This is a genomic window from Proteobacteria bacterium CG1_02_64_396, assembly GCA_001872725.1.
In the GTDB taxonomy this organism is placed as follows: Bacteria; Pseudomonadota; MNWR01; order CG1-02-64-396; family CG1-02-64-396; genus CG1-02-64-396.
In genome coordinates, this window is the sequence record MNWR01000065.1 from 25,574 (window position 1) to 40,811 (window position 15,238).

At 62.7% G+C, this 15,238-nt stretch carries 11 protein-coding genes; 2 read left to right on the forward strand and 9 right to left on the reverse strand.

From position 1 onward, the window contains the following. Nucleotides 1–37: 37 nt before the first annotated feature. From AUJ55_07515 to AUJ55_07545, 7 genes are all read right to left on the reverse strand, one after another. Nucleotides 38–2,152 carry a hypothetical protein gene (locus AUJ55_07515; GenBank protein ID OIO56860.1) on the reverse strand — a complete coding sequence of 705 codons (2,115 nt, stop codon included), beginning with the start codon at nucleotides 2,150–2,152 and terminating at the stop codon, nucleotides 38–40. Between the two features lie 4 nt (nucleotides 2,153–2,156). Further along, complete coding sequence (locus AUJ55_07520; protein ID OIO56861.1) at nucleotides 2,157–3,248, reverse strand: hypothetical protein; 1,092 nt, start codon at nucleotides 3,246–3,248, stop codon at nucleotides 2,157–2,159. Nucleotides 3,249–3,432: 184 nt separating this feature from the next. Continuing rightward, nucleotides 3,433–4,548 (reverse strand): hypothetical protein, encoded by a 1,116-nt coding sequence (locus tag AUJ55_07525; GenBank protein OIO56911.1) that lies wholly within the window; start codon nucleotides 4,546–4,548, stop codon nucleotides 3,433–3,435. Nucleotides 4,549–4,673: 125 nt separating this feature from the next. Further along, entirely contained in the window at nucleotides 4,674–5,777 is a 1,104-nt protein-coding gene (locus tag AUJ55_07530) for a hypothetical protein (GenBank protein OIO56862.1), read from the reverse strand. A 41-nt stretch (nucleotides 5,778–5,818) separates the two neighbouring features. After that, nucleotides 5,819–7,033: an S-layer protein gene (locus AUJ55_07535; GenBank protein ID OIO56863.1), complete on the reverse strand. Its 1,215-nt coding sequence runs from the start codon at nucleotides 7,031–7,033 to the stop codon at nucleotides 5,819–5,821. Between the two features lie 176 nt (nucleotides 7,034–7,209). After that, on the reverse strand, nucleotides 7,210–8,229 hold the full coding sequence (locus tag AUJ55_07540; protein ID OIO56864.1) for a DNA polymerase III subunit delta: 1,020 nt from the start codon (nucleotides 8,227–8,229) through the stop codon (nucleotides 7,210–7,212). Between the two features lie 10 nt (nucleotides 8,230–8,239). After that, nucleotides 8,240–10,498, reverse strand: a complete 2,259-nt coding sequence (locus tag AUJ55_07545; GenBank protein ID OIO56865.1) for a hypothetical protein — start codon at nucleotides 10,496–10,498, stop codon at nucleotides 8,240–8,242. Nucleotides 10,499–10,546: 48 nt separating this feature from the next. On the opposite strand from AUJ55_07545, the gene AUJ55_07550 reads away from it, so the two are divergent. Next, nucleotides 10,547–11,353: a hypothetical protein gene (locus AUJ55_07550; protein OIO56866.1), complete on the forward strand. Its 807-nt coding sequence runs from the start codon at nucleotides 10,547–10,549 to the stop codon at nucleotides 11,351–11,353. Then, nucleotides 11,350–12,873, forward strand: a complete 1,524-nt coding sequence (locus AUJ55_07555) for a hypothetical protein (GenBank protein ID OIO56867.1) — start codon at nucleotides 11,350–11,352, stop codon at nucleotides 12,871–12,873. The genes AUJ55_07550 and AUJ55_07555 overlap by 4 nt, the downstream gene beginning before the upstream one ends. Here the strand turns inward: AUJ55_07555 and AUJ55_07560 are convergent. Next, nucleotides 12,859–13,233: a hypothetical protein gene (locus tag AUJ55_07560; GenBank protein ID OIO56868.1), complete on the reverse strand. Its 375-nt coding sequence runs from the start codon at nucleotides 13,231–13,233 to the stop codon at nucleotides 12,859–12,861. The genes AUJ55_07555 and AUJ55_07560 overlap by 15 nt on opposite strands. A 41-nt stretch (nucleotides 13,234–13,274) precedes the next feature. Next, complete coding sequence (locus tag AUJ55_07565; GenBank protein ID OIO56869.1) at nucleotides 13,275–14,996, reverse strand: hypothetical protein; 1,722 nt, start codon at nucleotides 14,994–14,996, stop codon at nucleotides 13,275–13,277. Between the last annotated feature and the right edge of the window lie 242 nt (nucleotides 14,997–15,238).

Below are 15,238 nucleotides of genomic sequence, written 5' to 3' on the forward strand. Positions count from 1 at the left end.
ACCTGGCTTCCAAGTGGTGCTGGTCGACGACGGGCCATTACTTGCTGGTCATGGTGTAGGCACCATCCCAGTCGTCGGGGGGGGGCGATGTCAGGTAGTCGCGTGCCCGGCAAGCCATGGGGTCGGCAAAGGCAAGTCCTTGGGCCGCCAGGGTTTCGTAGCCTTGGGCCGCCTGATCGAAACGCCGCTCTAGATAATCCTTCCAGGTTTGCTCCACCAGTGGTTGCTGGGCGGCAAAGCTGTCCGGCACCAGAGTGAAGATCGTCACCGGGACCTTCTTGCCTTTGACCTTCACCTTGTCGACCGGCAGCAACACCCCCGGAACCTCGGCATCACCCAGGGCCTGGACCAGATCCTCGGTGCACAGGATGTGGGCGTGGTACATCTTGGTCAGCCCCTCCAGGCGGCTGGTCAGGTTCACCGCATCGCCGATGATGGTGTAGTCGAAGCGGATGTCGGCCCCCATGTTGCCCACCACCGCTTCGCCGGTATGCAGTCCGATGCCGATGTCGATCTCCGGCTCGCCCCGCTTGCGCTGATCGGCGTTGAATTCATGGAGCGCCTCGATCATGTGCAGCGCCGCCGTTAATCCCCGCGCCGGGTGGTCCGGCACATTGAGGGGGGCGTTCCAGAAGGCCATGACCGCATCGCCGATGTATTTATCGAGGGTGCCAAATTCGTCCATGACGATCTTGGTCATGGGGGCCAGATAACGGTTGAGCAGTGAGACCATCTCTTCGGCAGAAAGCTTTTCAGATAGGGTGGTGAAGCCGCGAATGTCTGAAAAGAGGATGGTCAGCGGCTTGCGCGCCCCACCCAGCGCCAGGGCGTCGGGATCGCGCAGCAGCTGGTCGACCAGGCCGGGCGAGACATACGACCCGAAAGCCTGACGCAAAAAGCGACCACGGCGGTCGACCACTAGGGTGAAATACCCTTGGACCGCAGTGTAGTTAATCAACAGAGTGAAAAAGCCGTAGGAGGGATTGATTTGCCACCCTTGTACCCCGATGCCCCAACGGGTGGCCCAGACCATGAGCGCGATGCCGACGATTAAGCCGCCAATCCCGGCCATGGTGCTTTTGTAGCGCCAGATGACGAAGGCAACCAGCATGGGAGCAATCAGGATGAGCAGCGCCTCAAGAAGGAACGATTCGGCCCCCGCGCTTAAGAAACGCCCTTGCAGGATTTGCGAGCAGGCGGTGGCGTGGATCTCGACCCCGGGGTAATCGGGGGCGATGGGGGTGACCCGGACGTCGTAAATGCCGGTGGCGGTGGCGCCGATGAAGACGATCTTCCCTTTGATCTGCTCCGGGGTGATCTTGCCGGTGATGACGTCGACCGCCGACCAGGTGGTGATGGTTTTGGCCGGACCGTAGTAATCCAGGGCGATTTGACCGTACTCGTCGGTGTTGACCGGCAGGGGGAGGTTTTCGTCGTCCAGCGGTTCGACCGAAACCCCGGTGACTCCGAAACGATCCAGGGTCACCGCCACCTCGCTACTGCGGGCGGTGGCCAAAGCGGCGGTGGCCAAGGTCGGCAGCAGCACCTTATGGACCGAAACCACCGCCTGATAACGGCGGATCACCCCATCGGCGTCGGGCACCACATTGAAGGAGCCTGCCATGTCGGCATGGTCGAGCAGGTCGGCCAGTCCCGGCTCGGCGTTGTCGTACTTGTAGAACAGCTGATCCGGGTCGATCTCGGGTTTATTGAGGATGTTGAGGTTGGTGACCGAGAAGGGGTCCAGAAGCTCCAGTGCCCCTTGGTAATGGGGATCGGTAGTCCCGAAAAACCCGGCCACTACATGGCCGTTGGCGGCAAAGGCGTCGGCGAGCGCCGCATCGGCCTCGGGCGACTCGGGCTCGGCGAAGACCACGTCGAGCGCGGTGGTCGAGGCCGGAGCCAGCGCCTCGATCAGTTTGGCGGTGGTCTGCCGGGGCCAAGGCCAGCGCCCCAACGCCTGAAGACTGGGTTCGTCGATGGCGACAATCACCACCCGAGGGTCGGGGGAGCTGACCGGTCGGTCGGCCATCACCACATCCTGGGCCTTGAGATCGAGGAGCTGAAACAACCTCGGTTTGGCAAAATCGAGGGTAAAACCCAGGAGTACCGAAACCAGGGTAATCAGAACGACGATCAGTCGGCCCGCCATGATGTTATTGCCCCAGGAAGAAGCGAACAGATTTGGCGTGGGGACCGGAGGGGAACCGCGTCAGGTAGTCGTTGAAGACCCCCCTGGCCTCATCGGTCCGCCCCTGGTCTTGATAGAGCATCCCCAGGTTAAACAGCCCCGGCTCCAACGCCTGGGTTTGGGGGAATTCGGTCAGGATGTGGCGGTAGGCCTGTTCGGCTTTGGTCAAATCCCGGGTACCACGGGCGTGGATCCCGCCTCGCAGCAGCCAGCCCTCCCCTTGCACCTCGGCATCTGGGTCGAGCGCCATGGCGCAGGCGATGGTGGTCTCCGCGTCGCGCCACACCGAGCGCTCCATCAGCAGATGGGCGTAGTTGAGGTTCCAACGAGCCAGCATGGCCGGGAGCCGCTCCAGTGCCTTCCAATCGGCGGGAATGGTGGGATCGGTCGAGGCGCGTAGCGCCTTGTGGGCGGCGGCGAGCAGCGGGTCGTCGGCAATGTCTGTGGCGGCAATCGGAGGGTGCCCCGTGGTCGACTCGGTCATCTTGCCGGCGGTGCTGTGCACCTCGGAGGAGTAATCGGCGGGGGGGGCCAGCGGATAGCCGTTAGGTCCAAGCGCCATCGAGGTCTCTTTGGCGGGTGGGCTCCCCGCGGCCACATTCCCCTCGTCGGTAAAGATCATCCCTACGTTCTTGTCTGAGACGGCGACAAAATCGGTTCCGCGCACACCGGCAACCAGGGTGGGGGTGCGTACCTCCCAACGGTCGTTCCCTTGGAATTTGGCTACCACCGCCCGCACCTTGCCCGAAATCAGCGAGAAGATCGATTCGCGCTCCGAGGTCTGCACCCGGAAACGCTGGATCTCCAACTCGGAGCGGTTGCCGATCTGAAGTTGGGAGCCATCGCGCAGTCGGACGATGGCCCGGCTTTGATCGCCGGTTTTGATCCGGTCGCCGACAAAGACATTGGTGCCGACCGTGATCGGTTCGGAACCGCCGCGTTCGACCCGTACCACCTCCCCTTGGGCCTCGATCACCTCTCCAGCAGGTGGACGGGCGTGGGCCGGTTGTACAAGCACCAGCATCAATACCAGCGCCATTAAGCTGCGCAGCCACAAGGTTAATCGAGGGAGAGTGTGTTCCATGGCTCCAGACTCCGGAGTGAAGGGGAAACCACAACCGGTCGGGAAAATCCCAACCGAGTCGAGGGGCTTGCCCCCCCTACGGCGTAAGGGCACCGGGGGGGCAGGCGAGGCTCATCCAGGTGAAAGGTGTTTCATCCAGCGTTGCGGTGGTCAGCGGCTAAAACCCAAAGCCGGTAAAGGTGGCCGAGATCGAGGTGTCGCTGAAGCTGTTGACCTTGAATCCCTGTTTGTTGCCCAGTGCTGCGGCCAGGTAAACGGTGTTCTCGGGGTATTCGACCCAATAGGTGCCGATCCCCTCGTTTTGAACCGAAAGCACCCAGGCGATCTGTTGCAAGGTCTGTTTGAGGGCCAGGGAGCTGTTGACGTCGGGCACATTGGCCACGGTGACCTTGACCTTCTTGGTGCTCCCCTTGAAGTGGTTGGAGACCGCCGATACCAGTTGCGGGGCTAGCTTTTCGGAAAGGGTGTTGAGCGCCTTGTAAGCGGCGTCTTCGGCGGTGGGGCCGCGACCCTGAGCATCGAAGGAGCCAGAGGCAACGATCTGGCTTTGGCCGTCCGAACGTTTGCTCATGACCCGCCAGGTCACCCGGGCGGTGACCAGCTCGAAGGGCATGGCGATGCCGTAGCCGATGTCGCCTCCCGCTTGACCGGTCCGAGTGAAGGTGACCTTACCGACCACGGTGTTGTTGGCCAGAAAGGCGTTGAACAGGGAGCGAATGACCACGTCGTTGCCGCTGCGCATCGCCTGTTCGAGCTCGTAGGCGTTGAGCTTGTGGGGCTGGGAGGCGATGTCGATCACCTCGTATCCCTGCATGGCAAGATCGTTGTTCAGCCGCTCGGCCAGAGGATTGGATTCCCGAACGCTGCCGTCGGGCATCTGCACCGGGAAGAAAATCGTCAGAGCGGTGTTTTTGGCCAACATCCCCATGGCCGCCTCGGCCGCCTCGGGGATGACGAAGGCCGAGATGGTGGCGCCGTAGGTGTCGCCCCGTTGCCCCTCGCCCAGTACCTGGAAGCCTTTGACGACCCCCCCCGTTTTGGCCTGGATCGCCTCGTCGACCAGCATGGCGTTTTGCACCAACGACTGGCTCTTAACCTGAACCCCCACCGCCTGCTCGATGGCGGCCCATTTGGCGCGGGCGATGGCTTCAAGTCTGGCCGAGGGGACATCGCCGTTGATGATGGCCGCCTCGCCGGTCGCCTGGGCGAAAATCCCTTGATCGCCGCCGGGTGGGACGGGCTCGGTTTGGCCAACCAGGGGCCAGCCTACCAGGAGGAGGGCGGCAAAGGCGCCCCGAATCCAGCGGGTCCAATGGGTTGGATGGGCAGACATGGGCAGATTCCTCGGCGCAATAACAAAACGTCGGGGCGCGTGTGCGCCCCCCGACGGTTGGTGGATCAATGAACGACGAAGACCACGTTGGCCCCTTCCAGGAAGCTCGCCCCCTGGTTAGCGGCCAAAATGGCGTCGGCATCCTGCTTGGAAATCCGCAGATCGGCGTTGGGGTCGGCGGTGACCGCACGGATCACCAAGGGATTGCGCAGGCTGCGTTCTTGCAGGATAGCCCGTCCCTTGCCGACATCATTGGTGTAATCGCCGCAGCCCCGCTTGGCCAGGATCTCCTGGGCGATGCGCGAGGGGTCGTACACCGCCTCCCCCGATTCGGTGAGGATGCGGTTGACCAGGGCAGGACGGAACGTGGTGCCGACCGCCTCGATGATAAGACCGTCATAAGCCTGGGGAGCGGGGGGCGGAGCCATCGGGGGGGCATAGGTTGGCGCCATTTGGTTTTGCAGGGCCGGCAACATCCCCTGAATGAACGAACCCGATAGACCGGATCCACCCCGGACCGGAATACGCAGGTAGACGGTGGCGATCATCATGTTGGGATCGTAGTTCTTGAAGACCGGCTCGAACCCCTTGACGAACCCCTCGACGAAGGTGGCGATTTTGTCGTCGGTGGCCATGCCGTTCTCCACCGTCGTCGCCCCCATGACCTGGACCCCCTTGAGAATCTCGACCGCTTCACGGTAGGCGGTTACTTGGGCGGCGCGCAGCGCCATGATCCGGGCCTGAGCGGGGGAGCGGGCGGTGTCGGGGGCAACCGCTTCGCCCGAGACGATCAGGGCACCATCACCCATCAACGCTTGGTCGAGGCTGGAGACCAGTTGCGGCGGCTGGGTGTAGACCGGTTGCTGCTGTGCCATCGGACGGGGCTGCCCATAGGCCGGCTGTTGATACCCCTGGGGAGGGGCATATCCCTGGGGTTGTTGATAACCCTGAGGTTGGCCATAGCCCTGAGGTGCCTGCTGATAACCTTGGGGCGCTTGTTGATACCCCTGGGGTTGCCCATAGGCAGGGGCTTGTTGCACCGGTTGCTGTTGCACCGGCTGGGAGTAATACCCCTGACCATCCACCGGCGGAGCACTAGGGTAGGTCTCGGCTACCGCGACCGATGCGGTCAGGGATATCGCTGCGGCCATAAGAAGAGAACGTTTCATTTTTGGGACTCCTTTTCAACCCAGACGACAGCACTCGGCCATCAATAAATGTTCATGGTTTGCTTGAGAACCTTGATGGCCAGCAGCGCCTCGGCACCATCCACCTCGTCGTCTGGCCTGAATTCTCCGGAGAGCTCGGTCTCCATCAGATTGCGGCTGGCCACCGTCTGCACCGCGTTGAACCAGGGGGCGGAGGGGACCACGTCGGGGAAGGGGGACTGCTGCTGACCCAGGAACCGGGTCGGGATGCTTTGATCGCCGGTCAACTTAATCAGCACATCCTCCAGCACCAGGGCCAGTTCCTTACGATGGATCGGGGCGCTGGGGTAGAAGAGGTAGGCGTTGACCCGCTTGTCGAACATCGGCTCAAGTCCCCGCACATGCCACTTCATCAAGGTCTCGACCTCAATTTTGAAGGGGGAATCGGTGATATCTGGGGGGGTGAAATCGGCTTGTCCCGGGGTCTGGGAGCGAACCGGGATGCGCCCAGCGAAGAGTTTGTCGATCTTGAGTTCGTCGACAAACAGCGCCGCCATGTCGCCACGGGTGACGGTGTCTTGCATGGCAATCTGTTTGCCGACGTCGCCGACGGTAATGCCCGACATCGCCCGGACGATCCGATCGGTTTTCTTCCAGGCGGCCAGGGCCAGGGGATGCCACTTGCCGTCACGGCGGGCATCTTGCACCGACTGGAAGGCATCGCGGGCCTTTTGGAAGTCCATGTGTTTGAGGTAGGCCCAACCCATGTAGTAATCGAGCGCCTCGGCCCCCTGGTAGTAGGGCATTTTCCGCTCGTCGATCCGGTCGATTTTCTTGGCGTCCTCGAAGGCATCGGCCGCATCTTCAAACCAATCCTGACTGCGCAGGGTGGTGAAATACCGAATGGCGTTGATGTGGCCGATGAGTTCGTCTTCAGGGGTTGCGTCGGCGTATTTGCCCGACTTCTTGTGGGCATCAACCGCCTTGTCGACATCAACCTGGGAGTAGCCGGCATCGGGATTGGCGGTCGCCTTCACCGCCATAGCGATTGACAGCCCCCCGTAGGCGCGGCTGAACTCGTCGTCGAGCTGAATGGCCCGGTTGAACTTGCTGATCGCATCGTCGATGCGGTTTTGCTCCAGCAACTCCATCCCGCTGACGGTGTGATGCTGCGGGTTGTCGGTGGGGGAGACCGGCTTGACCTTCTCGCCGCACCCGGCCAGGACCAGCAGGGTCGCGGCGGCGGTGACGGAGACGATTCGGTGGGAGAGGTGCATCGGTGTGTCCTCCTTGGGGATTCGGTGGGTGGGATCCAACGCGATCTGATAGGTTGAGCGGCGCCGAACGACGCCATGGGGTTTCATCGGCGGGCCCAAATTATGGGGCGAAAGAGGTTGTATACCTTCCCCCCAGCACTGGCAAGACCCGCGTTCACAGGGGGTTGTGGCCAGGGTCACACCTTGGGGCGAATGGGGCTCTGGGTGGGGCGGTCGGCAAAAAATCGGGCGATCCAGCGCTCCAGTCCCCGGTCCGGCTCGCCGGTTTTGACCCCACGGTCGACCTCTGAGAGGGTTGCCAGAGCGGCGATGGCGCGGTCGCGGCTCCAACGCCGCATTCCCCCCGCGAAGGTTCGTTGTTGCTTCCAGAACACCCGCAGGGTCTTGGCGATTTGCTCCGGATGTTGGCCTGCCTGGGCCAGGGCGTGCCCCTGCACGATCAGGCGCAGGTTCGAGGCCAAACGAAACAGGATTTGCGGCGGCTCGATGCCCGCAGCCCGCAAGCGGCGCAGTTGACGCAGGGCTTGGGCCGGATCCCGCTGGTAGAAGGCTGCCTCCATCTCTTGAAAACCGCCGGTCTGATCGTTCACCGCCACCGCCTCGACGTGCTCCTCCCGGATGACCCCCCCGCTTCCCCACAGGGTGAGTTTGTCCAGCTCCTGGGCAAGCAGCGGCAGGTCGTGGCAGTAGTCGATAAGCAGTTCTTTGGCATCCTGGGTCATCTCCAGGTCGGCCTCGTCGAGTCGGTGAATCAGCCACTGCATCCGTTGTGGGCGGTCCAGGGGGTAGAAGAGGGCGACGACCCCGTGTTGCGCCACCGCCTTGAACAGTTTGCCATTCTTGAATTTGGGATCGACCCGCTCGCGGGAGACCAGTACCAGACTGAGCGAGGCGCGTTGCTCGGCCAGCAACGCGGCGATCACCCCGGCGCCGTCCCCTTTAATCTGATGGGCATCCTCAATCACGACCACCGATTGCCGGGCGAACAGGCTCGGCTGTGGCAGCTGGGTCGCCAAGGTTTTGGCGTCGCAGCTTGAGCCGACCAGACGAACCCACTCAGCCTCCTGTCCGGTCCAATGGTGGCGCAACAGGGTCATGGCGTGATCGATGCCCCACCCCTCCTCCCCGGCCAGCAACAGCGCGCGCGGGGGGGTACGGTGGAGGTGTTCGAACAGCGCTTCGGGTTTGAGCTCCAATGAAGAATCCTCAGAAGGAATAGGCCAGATCGAGCCAAGCGGTGCGACCGAATGGATCGCCGCCGGGTAAATCGACCCGGTAAGAGCCGGCGGCGATGGCGCCCATCGGGGCGGCAGGTGCGACAACCTGGGGGGTCGGGATCGAGCGGATTTGCCGGTTGGCCAGATTGCGCACCACCGCCTTAATGTTCAAGGCTCCCATTTTATAGCGGCCCGACAAGTCGAGGCGGCTCCACCCCGCCACCCGAAGGTTGGTCAGGGTTTGCCCCTGGGCAATCCCCCCCATATCAAAGGCCTGAAAGCGACGCGGCCCCATGGTATGTAGGGCGATGCCCAGATCGACCTGGGGCAGGGGCAGATAGTGGAGGGATGCTCCCCCCGAAAGGTCGGGGCTGAGCGACAAAGGCTCTCCGTCGCCCCGGTTGCTGCGCCGGATCGCCGTTCCCCAACCGTCGATGCGCCACGACCCATCGGGTTGGTAACTCCAGCGTCCCTCCCCGCCGATGAAGCGGGCGACCCCGGTGTTGCTCCAAGCCAGGATGGGGACCGGGGTCGGCTCGAAATTGCCGTAAGTTCCCCCCACCGGCAGCCCGTAAATTAAGGCCAGAATATTGCTGATGTAGCCGTTGCTGGTGAGCCCTTCGTACCGAAAAGCGATCCGGTTGTGGATTTCATACCCCCACAGCGCCGCCTGCCCCTGCCAACGCCCCCCCTCCCCTTGATAAGAAAGCTCAATGCCCCGCACCTGCTCCGGGGCGACCACCCCTTTGTTGGGACGGATCACCCCATCGCCGGGACGGTCGGCATTTCCTCCAAACAGGTACAGGGGGTTCATAATCATATCGAGCCCCTGCTCCCACAGGGTGGCCAAACGGTAGGACTGACCGGCGGTGACCAGCAGGCTGTGGTGGGGAGACAGACGGTGGCGCCATGAAAACCGGGGGGAGACGAAGCGGCGACGGTCCCCATCGGCGTCGAGCCGTTGTTCATCGCCCCGTAGCCCCAAGTACCAATCGTTGTTCAGATCGGCCAGCGACCATTCGGCGAAGATCGACAGACGCCGGTCGTGGGAGGTCACCCCGGGGCTGCCCGCCCTTCCCCCTTGTTCGTAACGAATGTCGCGCAGACTGCCCCCGAGTAGAGCGTTGTGGGGGCCCCATTGTTGGTGCAGGTGGCCATCGACGATGAGGTTGTCCATGGCCAGATCATAGTCGGGGGGTAGCCCCATGACCTGCTCGCGATCCCAAACCCGCTGTGCCGAAAGGGCGCCGCTGCCCCCTTCAAAGCTGGCGCGCCACCAGTGTTGATCGGTGTGCCAGGGCAGGGCGCCGATATTCATCTGGGGCATGAACTGATCCACCCCCCGGCTGCCCCCTCCTTGAAATGAAATCGCGTTTTCGCCCCCCATCTGAAGGTGGGCGTTGACGGCGTAGCGCTCGGCAAGCAACCCCTGCGTTCGGGGAGGGGCTGGGTAGAGGCCGGGGATGCCGGTAGCTTGAATCTGGGCGTTGGAATGGGCGACATCCTCGATCCAATGGGGACCGGATCGGATGCGCTCCTGGGTGGCTTTGTCGTACCAGGCCGAAAGGTTCAACCCCCCTTGCCGGATCCCAGAGGTCAGCCCCTGCTCTTGCCCGTTTAAGGTGCCATCCCGGCGGGCAAACAAGGTGAGAGGGGCAAAGTTGTGGCGGGTGAACAGTTGAATGACGCCGGTGGCGGCATTGGCTCCGTAAAGGGACGAAGAGGGCCCCAGCACCACCTCGATGCGGTCGATGGCCGCCAGGGGGGGCAGCCATGCCTGCCAAAACACCAGACCATGGGCCTCTTCGAGGATGGGGCGACCGTCGACCATCACCATCACCCGATTGCTCATCAGTTGGTTGCTGCCCCGAATGCCGATCTCGTATTGGGTTTGCGAGGTGCGGGCTACATCGAGGCCGGGGATCGACTCCAGCAGTTCGGGGATGTTGCGGGCCGCCAGCCGTTCGATCTGCTCCCGGTCCAGGGTATAGACCGTGGCGGGGGCGAGGCTGGCCGGTAGCGGTATGCGCGACGAGGTCGACAGCGAAGGGTTGCCGATGAGGAAAGACTCCAGGGGGTCGGCGTCACCCAGTGCCATGCCGGGAGGGGTAATGCCGCAACACAGCACGAGGAAAAGCCCCCAAGGCGGGGGGGTGGCTAGGGGGCGGTGTCGAATCATGAGGTCGTGCACAAAACCGGTGTTTTCCGCAGGCAGGCAGGTGATGATCGCATCATGGACCCGAAACATCCCATAGGTTGGCAGTGGGCATGGCCCCGGCTGGCAAAGGTGGCGGCGTTGGTATTCGGTTTGGCGGGTTTCGGTCTGGCCGATGTTGCCCCCCCCACCCTGCTGGTTGTTTGTCCCGACCGCCCCCCGTACACCGAACTGGCGGCCGCAATTCGTCCCGACGGTTGGGATGTTCGAGTTGTCGACCATATTGCGGCAGAGGGTTTGCCCAAGGTCGACGCCGCCGTGGCCTTGGGGCACGAGGCCTGGGAGGAACTCGGCCGGGCCGGATATACCGGGGCACTGTGGGTTGCCATGGTGTCACAGCGACCGGTAGAGGGACAAGGCAAGGCCATGGGGGGGCTGCTTCTGGCACCCGACATGGAGCCGATGCTGCGCCACATCCTTCACCTGTTCCCCGGTGTGCATCGCATCGGGGTTTTATTCGACCGCACCAAGGCCCCCGACCTCTTCCCCGTTGCACGGGGGGTGACCCTGATCCCCCTGCCCATTGATCCCGAACATCCGGTTTGGCCCTCGGCCCAGCTCGATCAAGAGGGGATCGAACTGCTGTGGCCGCTGCCCCATTCGGCGCTCTATCGGGCCGGGGTCGACGATCTGCTGTGGGTCGATATCCTGCGGCATCGCCTGCCCGCCGTCGCCCCTTCGCCCCAATTAATGGGGCGGGGTCCGGTGGTGGCATGGCAATACGATTGGCCCCTGGCGGGGGTTTGGTTGTCCCAAGCGGTCGCTCTGGGCAGGCCCCAATGGGGACGTCATCCCGTCGGCTCGTGGGTGGTCGACCCCCATGTGGCCAGGTTGATCGGTATCGATCCGGTTCGATTGCGGCGGCGTATTGAGGAATGGGAGCCATGATGGGCATATTGCAACTACAGCGGTGGCGGGAGCGGGCCTTGCGGTGGACGCTACGACTTTCCCCCATTGCGGCGGCGTTGGTGCTCCACGTGGGGCTACTGGTTGCGTACGAACACGAGCGGCAGGATCAAGTGGTCAGCCAGTCCCTGCACGACGTGGAGATCCTGGCCGAGTTGGTGGCCCGTCAGGCGGGGCGTTCGGTCGCCTTCGGAAACCTGCAAGAGCTCAAGGATGTGGCCTCGGCGATCAAGGCCCATGTCGGGGTGACCGGGGTCCGGGTCATCCGCGCCGACGGCCAGGTGTTGGTCGGCGACGAGGTGGAACACTCCGGGGTCAAGGTGTTGCGGCGGGAGATCCGGGATTGGTCGGCCAGCGAAGGGGCCTTTTTCTTCGGTCCCCAGGAGGGGGTGCCGACGGTGCTCGGAGAGGTCGAGGTGGTCATCGATCCCCAACCGCTGCTGCCCCATGGGGCGTTGCCCGGCGGTTATGTCTGGTTGGTGGCATTCATTTGGGGTGTGGCAGGGTTGATGGTTCTGGCATTGGAATATTGGTGGTGGCGCCCCATCGGACGGTTGCTGTCAGCCAATTGGCTTGAAGAGCGGAGCGCCGCCGCCCGCCTGCCCCCCATTTGGAACGATATCCTCAGAAAACTGCTGCAACGGCTGCGGATTCGCCGCAAACAGAACGAATCGTTTCGGGAGCGCCAACAGAAGCTTGAGCATACGAACCGAGATTTAGAAAGGGCGCTGCGACGTTCACAAGAAACCGGACGCGAAAGCGCGCTGCGCTTAAAAGAAGAAAATCGCTTTCAAGAGCGTTTTTTGGCCCAGCTTTCCCATGATTTTCGTACCCCGTTAACCGGCATTCGCTCCGCCATCGATCTGTTGGCCGATCGCCACGAGCCCTTGAGCGAGGCAACTCAAGATCGATTGATGGCCCACATCAAGGAGCAAAGCGGTCGCTTGGAGCGTTTGGTCGAGCGGGTGATGCACCTGGAGCGCTTTGCCTTGCAGGAGGAGCCGGTTTTGCTCGCCCCCCTTGATGTGCACGGGCAATTGCAAGGGCTGGTTTCCGATTTGGATCGTGAGGTGGCCGGGGCGGGGTTGCAGATTTTGCTTGACCCCCAGGTGGGGAAGAAACATTTGCTGGCAGAAGGGAGCGCCAAGCTGATCCGGGCGGTATTCCTCGAATTGGTCCGTAACGCCATCCGCTTTACCCCGCCGGGGGGGGTAATCCAAATCGGGATCGACATCGAACCTGAGAGCCGCTGGATTTTGGTCAAGGTGCAGGACAGCGGCGTCGGCATCGAGCTGGATCGGATCGACAAGGTTATGCAAACCGGAGTCACGCCGACGCCGGGGGTGCGACCGGGGGATCAGGGGCGTGGAGGGGGGCTGACCCGCGCACGCCGCTCGATGCAAAAAATGGGGGGGGAGCTCAAGTTGGTATCGCAACCGGGGAGGGGAACGCGGGTCGAGGTTTGGCTGCCAGGGACCGCCCAGTCCTCATCCGAGCAGTAATTCGCCGACCTTTCGAGACAGGGTTTCGGGATCGAACGGTTTGGTCAGAAACAGATTAGCCCCCAACGCTAGCGCCTTGGCGGCGTCCCGATCCTGCCCTTTGGCGGTCAAGACGACGATGGGGATTTTCGCAAGCCCGGGGTCGGCGGCATTACGAACCCGCCGAATCATCTCGAAGCCATCAAAGGGCTCCATCATCAGATCGGTGATGAGCAGCCGAGCCCCCTCACTGATTAATACATGCCATCCGTCGTCGGGGTTGTCGATGGCGCTGACCTGGTAGCCGTTTTTCAGCGACAACAAAATCTCAAGGGGAATCAGGACCCCTTGATCGTCTTCCACGATGACGATATCCCACATGGCAACCCCTTGATATCGATTGAGAATGATTGGTCTTGAGATCAGTCGTGAATCCCAGCCCGTTTAAGCCGGTAACGGAAAGTGGAGCGGTCGACCCCCAACATGCGGGCTGCTTCGGCCTTGTTGCCTCGACAGTGGCGCAGCACATCGCCCAGCAAACGCCGCTCGACCTCGTTCAAGGTGGCATCTCCCCAGGGTAGGGTCAATTGCCAGACCGCCCCGTCCCCCTTGGTCGCTGGGGCAGTCCCCCCCGCTGCCGGTCCGCCTACCACCTCCACGACGGGTTCGCTGCCGGGATCCCAAAGATGCTCCGAATCGATGACCTCCCCTTGGCTACGGATGGTGGCCCGTTCCATCACGTTGCGCAGTTCCCGAACATTGCCGGGCCAGGGGTGGGCGATCAATTGGGTCAGTGCCCGCGATGAGATTTCAGCCGCGCCCGACCAGTTGCGGCGATGGCGGCACTGTTCGGCAAAACCTTGGGCCAGCAGGGGGATGTCCTCGCGGCGTTCCCTCAATGGGGGCAAGCGTAGTGGGAAGGTATTCAGGCGAAAGAGCAGGTCGTGCCTGAAGAGCCCCTCTTGCACCCGCTGGGTCAGGCTTTGGTGGGTGGCGGCAATCACCCGGATGTCGACCTTCGTTTTGCCTCCTCCGACCCGCTCGACCTCCCGCGTTTCGAGCACCCGCAACAGTTTGGCCTGCAATTCGGATGGCATGTCGCCGATTTCGTCGAGAAACAAGGTCCCCCCATCGGCCTCGACGATGCGTCCGATGCGGCTGCGGTCGGCCCCGGTGAAGGCGCCCCGTTCATGGCCGAACAATTCGCTTTCGAGCAAAGCGTGGGGGATCGCAGCGCAGTTGATTGCCACGAAGGGGCGGCTGCGCCGGGGGCTGAGATCGTGCAGCGCCTGGGCCAGAAGCTCCTTGCCGGTTCCGGTTTCCCCGGTAATCAACACCGAGACGTCGGGATCTTCGGCGGCGATGGTCGCTTCGCCGAACAAGCGACGCATAGAGGACGATTGTCCCAGCATCGCTCCGAACCGGGCCCCTTCGCGGATCGAGGAGCTGGCGCGGCGGATGCTGGTCAGGGCCAGGGCCACCAGGGGGGCCAGGGTCGAGGCGATGACCCGGTCGGTGGCCAGAAAACGTTGATGGCGGGTCAGGGTGATGGCGCCGATGGTGCGGTTATCAAGGGTGATCGGCAAAAACAGTAGGCTGCCCCCGATGGCTTCCCCCGGCAGACGGCGCGGTTCGCGCATCGGGTCGTCGATGACCTTGGCCTCCGACTCGTTCAGCAGCTGCCCCAAGAGCCCCTGGCCCGGAACAATCGCCGGATGCCCGCCGGTGACCGGGTGCAAGGCCTCGTCCTCTTGGGTCAGCGCACGTTTTGAAACGAACAGAAAGATCTCTTCAAAATCGGTGACCTGCCGCCACGCCTCCCCCAATCGGGTGAGGAGCCCCTCCTCGGAACGGGCCTCCGACATGGTGCTGGGCAGCGAGTGGAGCAGGTTGATGATTTTTTGAAATTCGAGCAGACGATCCGAGAGGACCGGAACCGAGGCTCCATGGCGTAGCAGGTCGGCAAGCCCTTTACCCCATGCTGCTGGCAGCTCCCGGTTGCCGATCAGGCGCCACGCACCCCCCAGGGTGTATTCCCAAGCGGTGTCGGGGGGGGATGGGTCGGCCTTGGTCAGAAGGGCGATCTGGGTTGCCAACGTCCGGGGCCATTGTTCGGCCAGGGTACGTAAAGGGTCATGGGACATCGGGAACCTCTAGGGTTAATATCAACCAGTTAATATTAACCATATCAGCCATTATTAACCGAACCAAGCGGTTTGAGATCCATGATGCTCTGAATAAAAGCTCGATGCGACAACGGTTTTGGCAGCATCGCACGGGTTGGCACGGTTCGTGATCTAGACGTTAGCGAGACTTGAGGACGGGGCCAGGGAACAAGGAGGAGCAGGGGGTGGGGAACCACCGGAGCCAGGAGGCTATGGAGGCA